The 15,699-nt window shown below is 75.7% G+C and carries 15 protein-coding genes, 1 tRNA gene and 1 pseudogene; 9 read left to right on the forward strand and 8 right to left on the reverse strand.

The window, feature by feature from the left end:
• Position 1: 1 nt before the first annotated feature.
• From ACTT8P_RS27630 to ACTT8P_RS27650, 5 genes are all read right to left on the reverse strand, one after another.
• Positions 2-691: a polysaccharide deacetylase family protein gene (locus ACTT8P_RS27630; protein ID WP_442834472.1), complete on the reverse strand. Its 690-nt coding sequence runs from the start codon at positions 689-691 to the stop codon at positions 2-4.
• Positions 692-758: 67 nt separating this feature from the next.
• Positions 759-2,696 carry a murein biosynthesis integral membrane protein MurJ gene (gene murJ / locus ACTT8P_RS27635; RefSeq protein ID WP_442834473.1) on the reverse strand — a complete coding sequence of 646 codons (1,938 nt, stop codon included), beginning with the start codon at positions 2,694-2,696 and terminating at the stop codon, positions 759-761.
• Positions 2,693-4,039 carry an O-antigen ligase family protein gene (locus tag ACTT8P_RS27640; protein ID WP_442834474.1) on the reverse strand — a complete coding sequence of 449 codons (1,347 nt, stop codon included), beginning with the start codon at positions 4,037-4,039 and terminating at the stop codon, positions 2,693-2,695. The genes murJ and ACTT8P_RS27640 overlap by 4 nt, the downstream gene beginning before the upstream one ends.
• Positions 4,040-4,043: 4 nt before the next feature.
• Positions 4,044-5,483 (reverse strand): exopolysaccharide biosynthesis polyprenyl glycosylphosphotransferase, encoded by a 1,440-nt coding sequence (locus ACTT8P_RS27645; RefSeq protein ID WP_442834475.1) that lies wholly within the window; start codon positions 5,481-5,483, stop codon positions 4,044-4,046.
• Positions 5,480-6,808 carry a glycosyltransferase gene (locus ACTT8P_RS27650; protein ID WP_442834476.1) on the reverse strand — a complete coding sequence of 443 codons (1,329 nt, stop codon included), beginning with the start codon at positions 6,806-6,808 and terminating at the stop codon, positions 5,480-5,482. The genes ACTT8P_RS27645 and ACTT8P_RS27650 overlap by 4 nt, the downstream gene beginning before the upstream one ends.
• 278 nt (positions 6,809-7,086) lie before the next feature.
• Here ACTT8P_RS27650 and chpG point away from each other — a divergent pair, with 278 nt between their 5' ends.
• The 6 genes from chpG to ACTT8P_RS27680 all read left to right on the forward strand — a co-directional run bounded on the left by chpG (position 7,087) and on the right by ACTT8P_RS27680 (position 10,969).
• Positions 7,087-7,326, forward strand: coding sequence for a chaplin ChpG (gene chpG / locus ACTT8P_RS27655; RefSeq protein ID WP_442834477.1), 240 nt, complete (start codon positions 7,087-7,089; stop codon positions 7,324-7,326).
• A 282-nt stretch (positions 7,327-7,608) separates the two neighbouring features.
• Positions 7,609-8,322, forward strand: a complete 714-nt coding sequence (locus ACTT8P_RS27660; RefSeq protein WP_442834478.1) for a hypothetical protein — start codon at positions 7,609-7,611, stop codon at positions 8,320-8,322.
• Positions 8,323-8,530: 208 nt separating this feature from the next.
• A complete protein-coding gene (locus ACTT8P_RS27665) occupies positions 8,531-8,824 on the forward strand; it encodes a hypothetical protein (protein ID WP_442834479.1) in 294 nt (97 codons plus the stop codon).
• Positions 8,825-8,896: 72 nt separating this feature from the next.
• A complete protein-coding gene (locus tag ACTT8P_RS27670; protein WP_442834480.1) occupies positions 8,897-9,412 on the forward strand; it encodes a hypothetical protein in 516 nt (171 codons plus the stop codon).
• Positions 9,413-9,543: 131 nt separating this feature from the next.
• Positions 9,544-10,119: a tyrosinase cofactor gene (locus ACTT8P_RS27675; RefSeq protein ID WP_442834481.1), complete on the forward strand. Its 576-nt coding sequence runs from the start codon at positions 9,544-9,546 to the stop codon at positions 10,117-10,119.
• Positions 10,103-10,969 carry a tyrosinase family protein gene (locus tag ACTT8P_RS27680; RefSeq protein ID WP_442834482.1) on the forward strand — a complete coding sequence of 289 codons (867 nt, stop codon included), beginning with the start codon at positions 10,103-10,105 and terminating at the stop codon, positions 10,967-10,969. The genes ACTT8P_RS27675 and ACTT8P_RS27680 overlap by 17 nt, the downstream gene beginning before the upstream one ends.
• Positions 10,970-11,031: 62 nt before the next feature.
• On the opposite strand, the gene ACTT8P_RS27685 is transcribed toward ACTT8P_RS27680, so the two are convergent.
• On the reverse strand, positions 11,032-11,307 hold the full coding sequence (locus ACTT8P_RS27685; RefSeq protein WP_442834483.1) for a chaplin: 276 nt from the start codon (positions 11,305-11,307) through the stop codon (positions 11,032-11,034).
• A gap of 191 nt (positions 11,308-11,498) precedes the next feature.
• Here ACTT8P_RS27685 and ACTT8P_RS27690 point away from each other — a divergent pair, with 191 nt between their 5' ends.
• Complete coding sequence (locus tag ACTT8P_RS27690) at positions 11,499-12,089, forward strand: DUF2087 domain-containing protein (protein WP_442834484.1); 591 nt, start codon at positions 11,499-11,501, stop codon at positions 12,087-12,089.
• 71 nt (positions 12,090-12,160) lie between these two features.
• Here ACTT8P_RS27690 and ACTT8P_RS27695 read toward each other — a convergent pair whose 3' ends face one another.
• Positions 12,161-13,120 carry a D-2-hydroxyacid dehydrogenase family protein gene (locus ACTT8P_RS27695; RefSeq protein WP_442834485.1) on the reverse strand — a complete coding sequence of 320 codons (960 nt, stop codon included), beginning with the start codon at positions 13,118-13,120 and terminating at the stop codon, positions 12,161-12,163.
• Positions 13,121-13,189: 69 nt separating this feature from the next.
• Positions 13,190-13,265: transfer RNA gene (locus ACTT8P_RS27700), tRNA-Arg, on the reverse strand.
• 323 nt (positions 13,266-13,588) lie between these two features.
• Between ACTT8P_RS27700 and ACTT8P_RS27705 the strand changes: the two genes are divergently transcribed.
• Both ACTT8P_RS27705 and ACTT8P_RS27710 read left to right on the forward strand, forming a co-directional pair.
• The gene (locus ACTT8P_RS27705) at positions 13,589-15,199 is read left to right on the forward strand and encodes a dynamin family protein (RefSeq protein ID WP_442834486.1); all 1,611 of its coding nucleotides are present in this window, start codon (positions 13,589-13,591) and stop codon (positions 15,197-15,199) included.
• A 3-nt stretch (positions 15,200-15,202) separates the two neighbouring features.
• A pseudogene (locus tag ACTT8P_RS27710) lies at positions 15,203-15,699 on the forward strand (hypothetical protein); the annotation flags it as partial.

The following is a 15,699-nucleotide window of genomic DNA, read 5'->3' on the forward strand; positions in this document are numbered from 1 at the left end:
CTCAGACCCCCGCCGCCGGCCGCCGCCGCAGCCGGTGCAGCCGGGTCTTCAGCAGCAGCCGTACGGCCGTGTCGCGCTGCCCGATGTGCACCCGGGGCAGGGCGTACCGGCCGGTCAGCGGGCCGGGGTCGATGGCGCAGGCGTAGCCGTAACCGGCGCCGCGCACGGCGTCGACGGCGCGGGCGTCGAGGGTGCCGTACGGGTAGCAGAAACCGGTGACCGGGGTGCCGGCAATGTCGGCCAGCCGGGCCCTGCTGCCGGCGGTCTCGGCGTACAGCGTGTCGTCGTCGGCGCGGGTCAGGTCGACGTGGGTCAGGCCGTGCGAGCCGATCTCCACGCCCTCGGCGGCGGCGCGGCGCACCCCGTCGGTGGTCAGCAGCGGCTTGCGCGGGCCCCGCGGGTCCCAGGCGTTGTCGCCGCCGAGCCGCTCCGCGAGGACGAACAGGGTGGCGCCGCAGCCCCAGCGGCGCAGCCGCGGCAGCGCGTTCTCGGCGAAGTCGGCGTACCCGTCGTCGAAGGTCAGCCCCACCAGACCGCGGGCCGCGCCGCGCTCCCGGGCGGCCAGCAGCTCGGCCACCGACACGCCGCGCAGCCCGCGCCGGCGCAGCCAGCCGAGCTGCGCGTCCAGCCGGGCGGGCGTGACGGTGATGCCGTACGGGTCGTCCCGGCAGTCGGCCACGGAGTGGTACATCGCCACCCATGGCACGGGTGCGCTGCGGGCGCCCGCAGGGGTCCGGACGGGGACGCCGAGGGGGACGTCAACGGAAGCTACGGAAGCTACGGAAGCGGCGGATACGGCGGATACGGCTGATGAGGCGGACGAGGCGGATGCGGCCATGAGGGTGCCTCCGGGGGACGGAGCGGGTGAGGGGACGGGGGACGGGAGGGGCGACGGGGCGGGGGACGAGACGGGTGCGGGTGTGGAGGGCGGACCGGGCGGCGGACCGGGTGGCGGCGCGGGTGGCAGACCGGGTCGCGGCGCGGACGGACGCTCGGACGGACGTGAGGGCGGACCGGGCGGCGCGGGTGGCAGACCGGGTCGCGGCGCGGGTGGCAGACCGGGTCGCGGCGCGGACGGACGCTCGGACGGACGTGAGGGCGGACGCGGGGACGGACGCCGTGCCCTGGACGCCCAGGGCCCGGCCGCAGAGCAGGAACACGCAGCCGACCGTCGCCGCGCCGGCGGCCAGGGCGAGGGCGGGAGAGGTGAACCGGGCGGCGGCCCACGCGCCCGCGAGCGTCGCCGCGCCCGCCGCCGGCACCGGACGGCCCAGCTCCCCGAGCACCCGCCGGACGACGACCGGGACACCGCGCGGGCCCGGGCCGGCCAGCAGCAGGGCGGCGGTGACGGTGATGCCGGCCGCGTTGGCGGCGGCCAGCCCGGCCGCGCCCCAGCTGCCCACCGCCGCCGCGCCGATCCCGGCGGTGGCGAGGAGACCCGCGGTCATCGCGGCCAGCGGATACCAACTGGCCCGCCCCGCCGAGAAGTACGAGCGGACCAGCGCGCCCACCACCGTCTGCCCGAGCAGTCCGACCGCGTACACCCGCATGACCTGCGTGGTCGCCGCCGTGTCCGCGGCGGTGAACGCGCCGCGCTGGAACAGCAGCCGGATCAGCTGCGGGGCGCAGGCGACGACCACGGCCGCGCCCAGCAGCACCAGGGCGGCGGCCAGCGCCACGTCCCGCTCCACCCGGGCCCGGGCCCGTTCGGTGTCGCCGTCGGCCAGGGCCCGCGCGACCACCGGGAAGGTGACCGTGCACAGCATCAGCGACAGGGTCATCGGGATCTGCGCCACCTTCTGCGCGTAGTTCAGGTGGGAGATCGCCCCGGCGGACAGGCCGGCCGCGAGGAACCGTTCGACCAGCACCTGCGACTGCCGGCACAGGGCGAACAGCAGCACGGTGGCGAGCAGGGCGAGGGTGGCCGAGCGGGTGTCCGGGTCCGGCGCGGGGCGCGGCCCCGCGCCGGCGCCGCGCTGTCGCAACCGGGCCACCAGGGACGGCAGTTGCACCGCCACCATCAGTACGCCGCCGACCGCGACCCCCGCCGCCGCCGCGCGCACCCCCCAGACCCCGGCGCACAGCACCATCGTGGCGATGATGCCGGTGTTGTAGGCGACGTAGATCGCCGCCGGCAGCGAGAACCGGCGGTGCGCGCGCAGCGCCGCGCTGCAGTACCCGGCCAGTCCGAAGCTCAGGACGCAGGTCGCGGTGAGGCGGGTGCAGTCCACCGCGAGGGCGTGGTCCGGCAGGCCGGGCGCCAGGGCCCGGACCAGGACCGGCGCCGAGGCGGCGACCAGCGCGCCGGCCGCCGCGCAGGCCAGCGCCAGCCGGGGCAGCGTGGCGGCGACCAGGGCGCGCACCGGGTCGCCGGGCGCCCCCTGGGCCCGCCGGGCCAGGGCCAGGCTGAACATCGGTACCAGGGCGAAGGCCAGCCCGTCCTCGATCAGCAGCGTGGCCGCGAACTCCGGCACCGTCCACGCCACCAGGAAGGCGTCCGTCTCACTGCCGGCCCCGAACAGCCGGGCCAGCGCCTGGTCCCGGGCCAGCCCGAGCACCGACCCGGCGACGGACAGCACGGCGGTGACGGCGGCGGCACGGGCGAGGAAGTTCCGGCCGGCGTGGGTGGGCTCCGCAACAGGGGTGATCTGGGTGGCCGGTGCCGCCGCGTCCCGTCGCGCCGACGCCGTGCTCATGACGCCGGCTCCCGGTCCCCGGCGGCCAGCGCCCAGTGTGCCGCGAGGCCGAGGGAGACGGCGGTCAGCACGGTCGACGGGCCGCCGATGTCGGCGTACCCGAAGTCCGTCAGCTGCCAGACCAGCAGCCCGCAGCCGATCAGCCCGGCGCCGGGCGGCGCGGCCCCGCCCGCCCCGGACCGTGCCGCGCGCAACCGACGCGGCCGTCGCGGCCGTCGCAGCCGTCGCAGTCCGAGTACCAGCAGCGCCAGCCAGCTCCCCGCCAGCGCGGTCAGTCCGAGGAGCCCCTGCTCGGCGAGGACCAGCAGGTACATGTTGTGCGGGGACAGCAGCGGCTGCCGTACGTACCCGGCGCCCGCGCCGTCCGTCTCGCTGCCCGAGGACAGCGCCAGCGAGGCGTGCGCGTCGCGATGCTCCGGGAAGCCCTTGAGCCCGACCCCGGTCAGCGGCCGCTCCCGCCACATCCCGGCCGCCGCCGCCCACATGCTGTACCGGTCCGTCACCGACCGGTCCGGCGCGTCGGCCACCTCGGCGATGCTGCCGACCCGCTCCTGGAGCATCGCCGTCCCCACCCCGAACCCGACGGTCAGCACCACGCCCGCCGCGAGCAGCGCCGCCGCCACCGCCAGCGCCCGCCGCGCACCGGCGAGCAGCGACTGGGCCGCGCAGGCCACCGCCGTGGCGATCCACGCCCCCCGGCTGAACGACAGCGCCAGCGGCACCAGCAGCACCAGCGCGCACCCGGCCGCGATCACCCGGCCCCGCACCGGCCCGCGCCCCAGCGCCAGCCCCACCGCGCACACCAGCCCCAGCGACACCACGGTCGCCATCCCCATCACGTCCTGCGCCCCGAACGTCCCCACCGCCCGGACCGGCTCACCCTGGTACGAGGCCCCCGTCCGGGTCGCGTACTGGTGCACGCCGACCGCCCCCTGGCACAGCGCGAGGCCGGTCATCGCCCACGCGAGCAGCCGTACGTCGCCCCGCCCGCGCACCAGCAGCAGCACGGCGGCCGGGACCAGGACGAAGACCTGGAGGTAGCGGCCGAGCCCGGCCAGTGCGGCCGCCGGTGACCCGGCGCCGGTCGCGGCGACCGCGAGCCCCAGCACCGGCAGCCCGAGCAGCACGGCCGCCGTACCGGACAGAGGGCGCCGCCGCTCCCGTACCAGCCGCGCCGCGCAGTACAGCACCACCAGCGCGGAGACGGCGTCGGCGGGATGCGCGCCCCCGCCCCCGCCGTCCGCTCCCAGCGGCACCGCCAGCAGCGCGACCACGGCCACCACGGCGGTCACCGGCGGCAGCTCCCACGGGCGTACGGCGTACCGGGGCAGGGCGACACTCACCGGGTCAGCTCCCCGTGGGCCGCACGAGCGCGGCCGCCGTGCGCAGCAGGATGCACACGTCCCGCCACAGCGACCAGTCGTCGATGTAGGCGTTGTCGTGCCGGGCCCGGTCCTCGATGGAGGTGTCGCCGCGCAACCCGTTGACCTGGGCCAGCCCGGTGAGCCCGGCCGGCATCCGGTGCCGGGCCGCGTACCCCGGGTGGCTCCGGCTGAACTGCGCGACGAAGTACGGCCGTTCGGGGCGCGGGCCGACCAGGCTCATGTCGCCCCGGAAGACGTTCCAGAGCTGCGGCAGCTCGTCCAGCGAGGTGCGCCGCAGGAAGCGGCAGAACCGGGGCATGCGGCGGTCGTCGGCCACGCTCCACCGGGTCGCGGACTCGTGCGCGTCGGCCGGGCGGTGGGTGCGGAACTTCAGCAGGGTGAAGGGCCGGCCGTGCCGCCCGACGCGTTCCTGCCGGAACAGCACGCCCGGCCCGCCGCTGATCCGCAGCAGCGCCGCGCAGACCAGCAGCAGCGGTCCGGCCGGCAGCAGGAGCGCACCGCAGACCACGAGGTCCAGCGCCCGCTTGCCGCGCCCGCCCGGCCGGTCCGTGCCGAGCGTCAGCCGGCGGCAGCGGAACCCGGCGAGCCGCTCCCGCCCGCCCGGGTACGAGGGCGTGCCGGGCGGCTCGGTGTCCAGCTCCCACACCGCGCGCCCGGACTCGGCCAGCGCCCGCAGCAACGGCCCCTGCCGCGCCCGCACGGCGGGATGCGCGACCAGGATCTCCCGTACGTCGTCCCGGACCAGCGCCCGGCGGATCTCCTCGCCGGTGGCCAGTACCGGTAGCCCGGCACCGCCGTCCGGCGCGTCGGCGACGATCCCGACCGGCCGCACCCCGCACCCCGCATCGCGCAGCACGGCGGCGGCCACGCGCCGCGCGGTCGCGGCCGGCCCGACGACCAGGGCCGCCCGGGGGCGGGCCCGCAGCGCGGTGCGCCGCCGGTGGTGGACGGCACCGCGGGCCGCGCAGCTCACCGCCGCCTGGGCGCCGAACCCCAGCAGCAGGACCGGCGCGGACAGCGCGCGGTGCGGGGCGTACGCCGCCGTCAGCGTGGCCAGCGCCAGCCAGGCCAGCGCGATCCGGCCGCACACGGCGGGCAGTTCCGCCAGCAGCCCCGGCGGGTGCGCGGTGCCCGTCGGGCGGGCCAGCAGGGAGAACGCCACCAGCAGGGCGGCGAGCAGCGGCGTGCGGGGCGCGCCGGTGAGGGCCAGGGTGCCGGTCACCGCGCCGGCGCCGTCGGCGAGGAGCAGCGGCAGCGCGGCGGCGGGCTTCCCCGCCGGGCGCACGACGGCCGGGAAGGAACGGGCGCCGGGGCCGGCGCGTGGCGGCAGGACCGACACGGTCGAGGCGCCGAGATCCCACGGCTGCCCGGCGGAGCTGGGGACGGTGCTTTCCGCGGTCACGAGTGGACGGACTCCCTGCGCTCGCCGGGGTGCTGACTGCTCTGCTGGCTGCTCTGCTGGCTGGTCTGTTCGGTGGGGCACCGAAGGGGCGTGGGGCATGCGTCCCTGGTCGCGCCGGTCGCGCCGGTCGCGCCGGTCGCGCCGGTCGCGCCGGTCGCGCCGGTCGCGTCGGCTGCGCGGCCGTCGAGCAACGTGCCGTACAGCGCCGTGACCGCCGCCGCCGTACGGCGTACGTCGTGGGCGGCGCGGACGTGGTCCCGGCCCAGCCGCCCCAACGCCGCGCGCAGCGGCGCGTCGCGCAGCAGCGCGGTCACCGCGTCGGCGAGCGCCGCCGGGTCCCGGGGCGGGGTCAGACAGTGCGGCGCGAGCGCCGGTGGCAGGCACTCGCGGGCGCCGTCGACGTCCGTCACCACCACCGGCCGGCCGCAGGCCATCGCCTCCAGCGGAGCCAGCGCCATGCCCTCCCAGCGGGACGGCAGCACCACCAGGCCGGCCGCCCGGTACCAGGGTGCGGCGTCCGCCACACCCCCCGCGAACAGCACCGACTCCGGTGCCGCGGCCGCCAGCCGGGCCCGGTCGGGTCCGTCGCCGACCAGCACCAGCCGGGCCCCGGGTACCCGCCGCACGACCCGCGGCCACGCCGCCAGCAGCAGGTCCTGCCCCTTCTGCCGGCACAGTCGCCCGACACAGACCACCACCGGCGCGCCCGGCCCGCCGCCGGACAGCAGCGACGGACGTACGGCATCGGCATCGGCATCGGCATCCGGGTCGGCGGCGGGACGGAAACGGTCCACGTCCACGCCGTTGGGGATCACCGCCCACCGGGCGCGAATCCCGGCCCGCGCGCCCCGCAGCCGCTCCCCCTCGCTGACGCACACCACCCGCGCCGCCCACCGCGCCGCCCAGCGCTCCCAGCCGAGCGCCAGCCCGGCCGCGGCGCCGCCGACCGCCTCGAACGACCAGGCGTGCGGCTGGAACACGGTCGGAATCCGCCCCCGCACGGCGAGCCGCCCGGCGAGCCCGGCCTTGGCGCTGTGCGCGTGCACCAGATCGGGCCGCACGGCGGCGACCACGTCCGCCAGCCGCCGCACCTGCCCGGCGAGCGAGGGTCCGGGCGCGCGCGTCGCCGCCCACGGCCGGACGTCCGCGCCCAGCGACCGCAGTACGGCGGCCAGGGCGCCGTCCGGACAGGCGACCGCCACCTCCAGGCCGGCCGCGAGCTGAGCCCGCGTCAGATCCGTCAACACACGGGCGACCCCGCCGTCCACCGGTTGGGTGATGTGCAGGACCCGCGGACGAGGGCGGTCGGTCGATGACTGGAGCATGCGCGGCTTCCTCGGAACGGGCCGGAGACCGGCCGGTCACCACCCGGGTCCGTCCGCCGGTGCGTCGGACAGGGCATCGGACGGGGCATCGGACGGTGTGGACTGTAGCCGCTTTCCGTACTAATCAGGAGAAACCGGAAAAGTGTGTCGGATTGGTGAAGGGGCCTCTCCGGGCGGATCACTCCATTGGCGGCACAACTCAGGTGAGCGCCACGCGTTGACACTGCGCCGGGCATCCCGCCCGGATGTTTGTGTCAACCCCCAAGGAGCACCTCTCCATGTCGCGTATCGCGAAGGGCCTGGCCCTGACCTCCGTCGCCGCCGCCGCGGTGGCGGGCACCGCCGGTGTCGCCGCTGCCGACAGCGGCGCGCAGGCCGCCGCCGCCCACTCCCCGGGCGTGCTGTCGGGCAACGTCGTGCAGGTTCCGGTCCACGTGCCGGTCAACGTCTGCGGCAACACCATCGACATCATCGGTCTGCTGAACCCGGCGTTCGGCAACGAGTGCGAGAACGACTGACGTCGGCTCGAACCCCGCACCGGCCGTCCGCGCCGCGGTTCCTCCGCGAGCGGGCGGCCGGTCCGCGTTTCCCGGCACCCCGGCCCCGCTCCGCGCACCGCCCTGCCCCGAATGGGGGCCGTGCGCCCGACCCGGCCGACGCGCCCTGACCCGCCGCCGACCAGGCACGATGTGCCGGTTGCCGGGATCGGGCGGGCACGTGGAGTAAGGGATCGGTTGCGACGCGCAGGCGGCGATTCCACGGTGGGCACAACATCCGACGCACCACCGAAAGGAACCCCCATGCGTCTGCCCGCACGGCGTCTCGCCGCTTCCGCACTCTGCGCCGGCCTTGTGCTCGGCGTCTCCGCACCGGTCGCGATGGCGGCCGACGGCGACTCGGTCCGGGAGCGCGCCACGTCCCAGGCGCCGCTGCCCAACGCCGACGAACTGCGTGACCAGGCCAAGGACCTCGGCCTGCTCGGCAGTGTGCTCACCCCGGTCGCCGACCTGCTCGACGCCGTCATCAAGGCCGACAGCGGCCGCATCTCCGAGGACCAGGCGGAGAAGTACGCCGCCGCGGTCCGCGAGGCCCTCGCCAAGGCGGGCACCTCGGAGGCGGCCACCGTCCCGGGTACCAGCACGCCGGCCCGTCCCCCGGCCGCCAGCAACCAGAACGGCACGGCGCAGAACGGCAACGCCCCGGTCACGCTGCCGGCCCGGCCGGCCGCCGACAACGCCCCGGCCGCCGACCTCTCCGCCCAGGCGATGACCGGCCTGCAGAAGCAGGTCGACGCCCTGATCAGGACCAGCGCGGCCGGCAAGCCGGAGCAGATCCGCCCGGCCGCCGACAACGTCGTGACCAGCGCCGTCAACGTCGTCGCCGCGAGCCTGGTGGCCGGCCGGCTGCCCGCCCCGGACCTGGCCGGCCTGCCGCAGTCCCAGACCGGCAACTCCCAGGCCCGGCCGCAGGGTCAGGCGCAGGGCCAGACGCAGAACCAGGCGCCGCGTCAGTGACCCGGTAGCACCCGAAGCACCCGACAAAAGCAGAACCCGTTGTGCCGGTCCCCCTTCCGGGCCGGCACAACGGCATTTCCCGGTGTCCGGACCCGTATCCGGACTTTCATATGAGAAAAAGCGGCGGGAGTTTCCGCATTGCGCGGATGTCGTTAGGCACGGCGTCAGAATTCCCCCGGTGACTTCGGTCGCCGAAGAAAGGAACACGATGAAGTCGCTGAAGGCCGCCGCTGTCGTCGCCGGATCCCTGGTCGTCGCCGGCGCCGCCGCGCCCGCGTTCGCCTACGACACCGCCGACCTCACGCCGACCAGCCTCAACGGCGCCGTGAACACGCTCACCGCGGGCCCCGCCCTCGACCCGATGCCGATCAAGCACCAGTCCCGGCAGTCGAACGCGCTGGACAGCGAGAACAAGGATTCCGTACTGCACGACGTCAAGGGCGCGACGTCGAAGCTGAACTCCGCGGGCGGGCTGCTCGGCGGCCTCCCGCTGGGCCGTTGAGCCACGGCATTCCTTATTCGTTCCGCATTCGTTCCGCGCCGATCCGAGAACCTGGAAGGGACCGTGCCTGCCATGAAGCCGACCACCCGAGGAACCCTCGCCGCCCTCGTCACGGGCGTGGCCGCCGCGGTGGGTGCCGCCGCGACCCCCGCCGCCGCGGCGGGCACGGTCCCCGTGCCGGTGCCGCTGGGCGGCGCCGAGCGGGCCCTGGGCATGGAACTGCCCGAGGTCTCCGGCCAGCTGCCGGTGCCGACGCCGGGCGCGCCGGACGGGCCGCGGTACACCGAGGGCCGGCTGCTGCCGGAGCGGACCCTGCCGCAACTGCCGTTGCACGGCGGGCTGCCCGGCGCCGACGTACGCCAGCCGCTGCCGCGGGTCGGCGCCGACCGCTTCGACCACGTGGGCCTGGACGCCCCCGCCTCCGAGGTGCGGGCGCTGGCGCCCGGGGTGGCGCTGGACGCCCCGCTCAGCGCGCCGCGCGCGGCCGGCTACGGCCTGCCGACCACGCGGCTGCCGCAGGCGGGCGTGCTGACCCCGATGGTGCGGACGGTGCCGACGGCCGGTCTCGGCCTCGGTCCGGGACTGTGAGCCGCGCCGCCTGACGCCCCACGGCGGGCCCCGCGTCCCCGTCCGGCCCCGCCGGCGGTGACCGCGGAGCCCGCCGGCCGGTTACGGGTACGGGTACGGACCACCGAACCGGACGAGGAGCGCAGCGAACCATGACCGTCGGCGTGACGAAAACCCCCGAGAACCCTGAGCAGACCTCCGAGAGCCCTGAGCAGACCCCCGAGAACCCTGCGAAGACCCCCGAGACGCTGAGGGCACCCGAGGCTCCCGCGCCCCCCGAGGCCCCCGGCAAACCCCTCGCGACACCCCCCGCCCCACCCCTCGCCCCAACCCCCACCACCCGGCGAAACGCCATCCGCCGCCTGCTCCTGCCCGCCGCCCTCGCCGCGACCGCCGCCCCGGTGGCCGTCGCCATGCACCGCTCCGCGTCCGGCACCCACGTCCTGCACGCGGTCGGCGGGCCCGAGGACACCGCCTTCGCGGAGACCTACCGGGGCCGCCGCATCCGCGGCACGGCGGACCCCGCGGGCCGCGCGGCCGGCGCCCCCGGCTGGCACGTCACCGTGGACAACCGGCCGCTGCACCTCATGCGCCGCGCCGACGGCACCTGGCTGACCATGGTCGACCACTACCGCTCGTACCCCACCCCGCTGGCCGCGGCCCGCGCCGCCGTCGACGAACTCGGCCCCGGCCGCAACCTGCGAGGCGGGCATGGCGTACACGCGTAAGGACGTCAGCACCCTGACGAAGACCGAGCGCCGGCGGTTCGTCAAGGCCCTGCTGGAGATCAAACGCCGGGGCGAGTACGACGAGTTCGTCCGCACCCACATCCAGTACTACGTCTCCGACGGCGAGGACGACCTGCGTACGGCCCACATGGCACCGTCCTTCCTGCCCTGGCACCGCCGGTTCCTGCTGGAGCTGGAGCGGGCGCTGCGCCGGGTGGACTCCTCGGTGACGGTGCCGTACTGGGACTGGACCAAGGACCGCTCCGCGACCGCCGAGCCCTGGACCGCCGACCTGCTCGGCGGCACCGGCCGGCGCTCCGACCAGCGGGTGACGACCGGGCCGTTCGCCCACGCGGCGGGCGACTGGACCCTGACGGAGAACGTCACCGACACCGAGTTCCTCACCCGGGACCTCGGCCGCGCCCGCGACCCGATCCAACTGCCCACCGCCCGCGACCTGGAGTGGGCCCTGAAGGACCCGGTCTACGACACCGCGCCCTACGACTCCACGGTCGGCAAGGGGTTCCGCAACAAGCTGGAGGGCTGGGGGAGCGGACGCGGCAGCACGTCCTGGCGCAACCACAACCGGGTGCACCGCTGGGTCGGCGGGGCGATGCTCGGCGGGGCCTCCGTGAACGACCCGGTGTTCTGGCTGGTGCACGCCTTCGTCGACCTCCAGTGGTCCCGCTGGCAGCGCCGGCACGGCCACCCCCGCTACCAGCCCGCCGAACCGCCCGGCCGGGGCAGCGCCCAGTACCGGCGGATCGTGGCCCGCCACCAGAAGCTCCCGCCGTGGGACGTGACCCCCGACGAACTGGAGGACCACGGCCGGATCTACCGGTACGCCTGAGAGACGTCTCAGGGCCCCGGCACTGGTGCGCCGGGGCCCTGAGCCGGTGGTGCGAGCGGGTGTCAGCGGCCGTAGCCGCCGTGGCCGCCCTTGTGCTCGTCGGTCTCCTCGCAGGAGTTGCCGAAGGCCGGGTTCAGCAGGCCGATCACGTTGATGGTGTTGCCGCAGACGTTGACCGGGATGTTCACCGGGACCTGCACGACGTTGCCGGACAGCACGCCGGGCGAGCCGATGGCGGCACCCTGCGCGCCCGCGTCCGCCATGGCCAGGCCGGCGCCGCTGAGGACCACGGCACCGGTGCCGAGGACGACACCGGCAGCCTTCGCGATGCGAGACATCACGTTCTCCTTATGACTCGGGGAAGCGCGACGGTCGGGGTGCCGCCGCACTTTTCGTTCAACGCCGCGGGCGGGGGCTGGTCACGGCGGATCGGCCCGGATCACCCTTCTCGAACAGGGACGGAACACGAGCGGCGGCAGCCGGGGAAATTCGCTCCGCCCCGGGCCGGGGTCTCCACTACCCTCCCCGCATGACTACCGACAACGGTGACCGGTCGTCCCCCCTGCCGGGCCTGGCGGCGAGCCTGGCCGGCCTCCTCGCCGACGAGGGCCGGGTGCGCGCGTTCGCGGCCGTGGCCCTGGGCGCGGACAGCGCCACGCGCGTCGCCGAGACGGCCGGGCTGTCCCCGAGGGAGACGGCCGCCGCCCTGCGCCGGCTGCGCGAGGGCGGCGTACTGACCTCCGGCGGCGACGGGAGCCTCGCCGTCGCCCACGACCGGCTCCGCCGGGCCGCCCGCGCGAACCGGCCGGCCGCCGGGGAGACGGACGGCTCCGGCGCCGACCTGGTGGTGCGGACCTTCGTCCGGGACGGCCGGCTGGTCCGGCTCCCGGCCCGCTGGACCCGCAAGAAGGTGGTACTGCGCCACATCGCCGAGCGGACCTTCGCGCCCGGCGTCGAGTACCCGGAGCGCACCGTCGACGAGAAGCTGCGCGCCTGGTGCGAGGACGGCGACGTCGACCATGTGACGCTCCGGCGCCACCTGGTCGACCTGGACCACCTGCGCCGCGGCGCCGGCGTCTACTGGCGCCCGTACCCGTCCCAGGACACCTGTACGGCCTGAAGCGCCGCAGCGACGCCGCAGCGACGCCGCAGCGACGCCGCAGCGACGCCGCAGCGGCGCCGCCGAGGCGCTCAGGGCAGCCGTCGTACCGGAGCACCCTCGCAGAACGCCTGGATCGCCTCGACCGCCTGGCCGTAGTACGTGGCGTAGTTGTCGCGCGTCACATACCCCAGGTGGGGCGTGGCGAGCAGGCGGGGAGCGGTCCGCATCGGGTGGCCGGCCGGCAGCGGCTCGATGTCGAAGACGTCGACCCCGGCGCCCGCGATCCGTCCCTCGCGCAGGGCGGCGAGCAGCGCGTCCTGGTCGACAATGGCCGCGCGGGAGGTGTTGACCAGGTAGGCGGTCGGTTGGAGCAGGGCGAGTTCGGCGGCGCCGAGCAGGCCCCGGGTGCGGTCGCCGAGGGCCAGGTGCACGGAGACGAAGTCGCTGGTCGCGAGGAGGTCCTCCGTGGAGGGCGCGAGGCGGACCCCGACCTCGTCCGCACGCTCCCGGGTGAGGTTCTGGCTCCAGGCGCTCACCTCCATGCCGAAGGCCAGTCCGATCCGCGCGACCCGGCTGCCGATCTTCCCGAGGCCCAGCAGGCCGAGCCGGCGGCCGTGCAGGTCGGCGCCGACCGTGCGCTGCCAGGGCCCGCCCGCGCGCAGCCCGTTGCTCTCCTCGACCAGGCCCCGGGCCAGGCCGAGCAGCAGCGCCCAGGTCAGCTCGACGGGCGGCGTGGACGAGGAGGCCGTACCGCACACGGTGACGCCGTGCGCCTCGGCGGCGGCGTAGTCGATGACGCTGTTGCGCATCCCGGAGGCGACGATCAGCTTCAGCCGGGGCAGCCGGGCGATCAGCGACCCGGAAAACGCCACCCGCTCGCGCAGGGTGACCACGATGTCGGCGTCGAAGAGCGCTCGGCCCAGCGCGTCCTCACTGTCGAGATGCTCGGCGAGGGAGACGACCTCCACCCGGTCCCGCACCGGCGCCCAGTCGGCGGCTTCGGCCGCCACCTGCTGGTAGTCGTCCAGAACGACGCACCTCAGACGCACTTCGACCGGTCCCTCCCCTGGGCGGTTCGCCCGGCGCCTTTCGGGGTGCTTCCCTCGGCGAACGGGCAGTGGCGCCCCCGGCAGGACTCGAACCTGCGGCCAAGCGCTTAGAAGGCGCCTGCTCTATCCACTGAGCTACGGGGGCCTGGTGTGGTGGCCTGACGTCGTGGTGCCCGGGGTGCGAGCTGTTCCGTGACGTTACCGGGGACAAGGATAGGGCTCCCGGCTCCTCGTCCCTGATGCTTCCCCTCCGTGGCTCGATGTGGAGGTTCGGTGAAGCAGCATCGATAATCGCAGGCAGGTGCGAATCGTGCATCGCTTTTGGCGTCTGGCGCATCGGGTGTTGTGCACTCGTTATGCCTGGACTGTGTTCTCGCCCCACTCGCCCCTTCCGCCCCAAGTGTCAGGTCGGCGCGCAGACATACTCATATGCTTCAGAATTCCCCTAAAATTGGGCATTCTTCCCATGTGGTGACCTTGGACGTACGGCCTCAGCTGCTCGACGCACTCTCCGCCCTGCGCGACCGTGTCGCGGCCGCACGCTTCCCGTTGCCCCTGGCCGGGGCTCCACGCGCGCGTGCCAACCGAGACGAACTGCTCGCCCAGCTCGACGACTACCTGGTGCCCCGGCTCAGAGACCCCGAATCACCGCTGCTGGCCGTCGTCGGGGGCTCCACCGGGGCGGGCAAGTCCACCCTGGTCAACTCGCTCGTCGGCAGACGGGTCAGCGAGGCCGGCGTACTCCGGCCGACCACCCGCACCCCGGTCCTGGTCTGCCATCCGGAGGACCACCACTGGTTCAGCGGCATGCGCGTACTGCCCGACCTCACCCGGGTGTGGGTGCCCCACCAGGACCCCGGCGACGACCTGTTGCTCCCCGGCGAGAACCCCGCGCGCGTGCTGCGCATCGAGACCGCCGACACCCTGCCGCCCGGCCTCGCCCTGCTGGACGCGCCCGACATCGACTCGCTGGTCGCCGACAACCGCTCCCTGGCCGCCGAGCTGATCTGCGCCGCCGACATCTGGGTGATGGTCACCACGGCCGCCCGCTACGCCGACGCCGTCCCCTGGCATCTGCTGCGCACCGCCAAGGAGTACGACGCCACCCTGGTGACCGTGCTGGACCGGGTGCCCCACCAGGTGGTCTCCGAGGTGTCCCGGCAGTACGCCGCCCTGCTCACCAAGGCCGGGCTCGGCGACGTACCCCGGTTCACCGTGCCCGAGCTGCCCGAGTCGGCGTGGGGCGGCGGTCTGCTGCCCGCCACCGCCGTGGCCGCGCTGCGCACCTGGCTGGTGCACCGGGCGCAGGACCCCGCCGCCCGGCAGCACGTGATCGGCCGGACGGCGTACGGCCTGCTGAACTCCCTGAAGTCCCGGATGCCCGAACTGGCCGGGGCGGCCGCCGCCCAGTACGCCGCCGCGCTGCGGCTCACCTCCGCCGTCGACACCTCGTACGACAGCGAGCACGCGCGCGTACGGGGCCGGCTCCAGTCCGGTGCCGTGCTCGCCGGCGACGCCCTGAAGCGCTGGCGCGCCTTCCCGCTGGACTGCGCGCCCGGGGAACTGCTCGACTCCCTGGTGGAGAGTCTGAGCGCGCTCCTGCTGTGCGCCGTCACCGCCGCCGACGAACGCGTCGACGAGGCGTGGCGGCGCGAACCGGCCGCCGCCGCGCCCGCCCTGACGGCCCGCGACCCCGCGGCACCGGACAGCGCCGAGCACCGCATCGGGATCGCGGTGCGGCGCTGGCGGCGCGAGCTGGAGGAGTACGCCGAGGACGAGGTCCGCGAACTCGACCGGTCCCTCGCCCCGGACCCCGAGGTGATCGCCGCCCTGGTGGCCACCGTGCTGCTCGGCGGCCGCCGGGCCCGCACCGCCGGGGAGGGACTCGCCGAGCGGATCGGCGCCCACGGCGCGCTGCGGCTGCGGGACCGGGGCGGCAGCCTGCTCACCGAACACGTGGACCGGATCATGCACATGGAACGCGAGCGGCGGCTCGCCCCGCTGGATTCCCTGGACGTCCACCCCGAGCCGCAGGCCGAACTGATCGCCGCGCTGTCGCTGCTTCAGAAGGAGAGGTGACCGGTGACCGCCGTCACTGACCAGGACCCCACCGAGCACACCGACCACACGGGGGACGCGAACACCGGACCCGCCGGGGAGACGGGCCCTTCCGAGGACCGCGAGGACCGCCAGGTCCGCCAGGGCCGTCAGGATCGCGGCGGACGCGAGGGCCGTCAGGATCGCGGCGGACGCGAGGGCCGTCAGGATCGCGGCGGACGCGAGGGCCGTCAGGATCGCGGCGGACGCGAGGACCACCAGGACCACCAGGACCACCAGGACCGCCAGGACCACCAGGACCACCAGGACCACCAGGACCGCCAGGATCGCGACGGCCGCGAGGACCGCCAGGACCGCCAGGACCGCCAGGATCGCGACGGCCGCGAGGACCGCCAGGACCGCGACGGACGCGAGGCTCGCCAGGACCGGCAGGACCACCAGGACCGCGACGGCCGCGAGGACCGCCAGGACCGCGACGGACGCGAGGCTCGCCAGGACCGGCAGGACCACCAGGACCGCGA

Origin of the sequence: Streptomyces sp. JW3, from assembly GCF_052216785.1 — a bacterium.
GTDB lineage: Bacteria > Actinomycetota > Actinomycetes > Streptomycetales > Streptomycetaceae > Streptomyces.

Bases quoted from the DNA above. Each gene is read 5' to 3' on its own strand.
- ACTT8P_RS27670 (WP_442834480.1), top strand. From the start codon at position 8,897: ATGAAGCCGACCACCCGAGGAACCCTCGCCGCCCTCGTCACGGGCGTG.
- ACTT8P_RS27680 (WP_442834482.1), top strand. From the start codon at position 10,103: ATGGCGTACACGCGTAAGGACGTCAGCACCCTGACGAAGACCGAGCGC.
- ACTT8P_RS27675 (WP_442834481.1), top strand. From the start codon at position 9,544: ATGACCGTCGGCGTGACGAAAACCCCCGAGAACCCTGAGCAGACCTCC.
- ACTT8P_RS27685 (WP_442834483.1), bottom strand. From the start codon at position 11,307: ATGTCTCGCATCGCGAAGGCTGCCGGTGTCGTCCTCGGCACCGGTGCC.
- ACTT8P_RS27650 (WP_442834476.1), bottom strand. From the start codon at position 6,808: ATGCTCCAGTCATCGACCGACCGCCCTCGTCCGCGGGTCCTGCACATC.
- ACTT8P_RS27690 (WP_442834484.1), top strand. From the start codon at position 11,499: ATGACTACCGACAACGGTGACCGGTCGTCCCCCCTGCCGGGCCTGGCG.
- chpG (WP_442834477.1), top strand. From the start codon at position 7,087: ATGTCGCGTATCGCGAAGGGCCTGGCCCTGACCTCCGTCGCCGCCGCC.
- ACTT8P_RS27660 (WP_442834478.1), top strand. From the start codon at position 7,609: ATGCGTCTGCCCGCACGGCGTCTCGCCGCTTCCGCACTCTGCGCCGGC.
- murJ (WP_442834473.1), bottom strand. From the start codon at position 2,696: ATGAGCACGGCGTCGGCGCGACGGGACGCGGCGGCACCGGCCACCCAG.
- ACTT8P_RS27665 (WP_442834479.1), top strand. From the start codon at position 8,531: ATGAAGTCGCTGAAGGCCGCCGCTGTCGTCGCCGGATCCCTGGTCGTC.
- ACTT8P_RS27630 (WP_442834472.1), bottom strand. From the start codon at position 691: ATGTACCACTCCGTGGCCGACTGCCGGGACGACCCGTACGGCATCACC.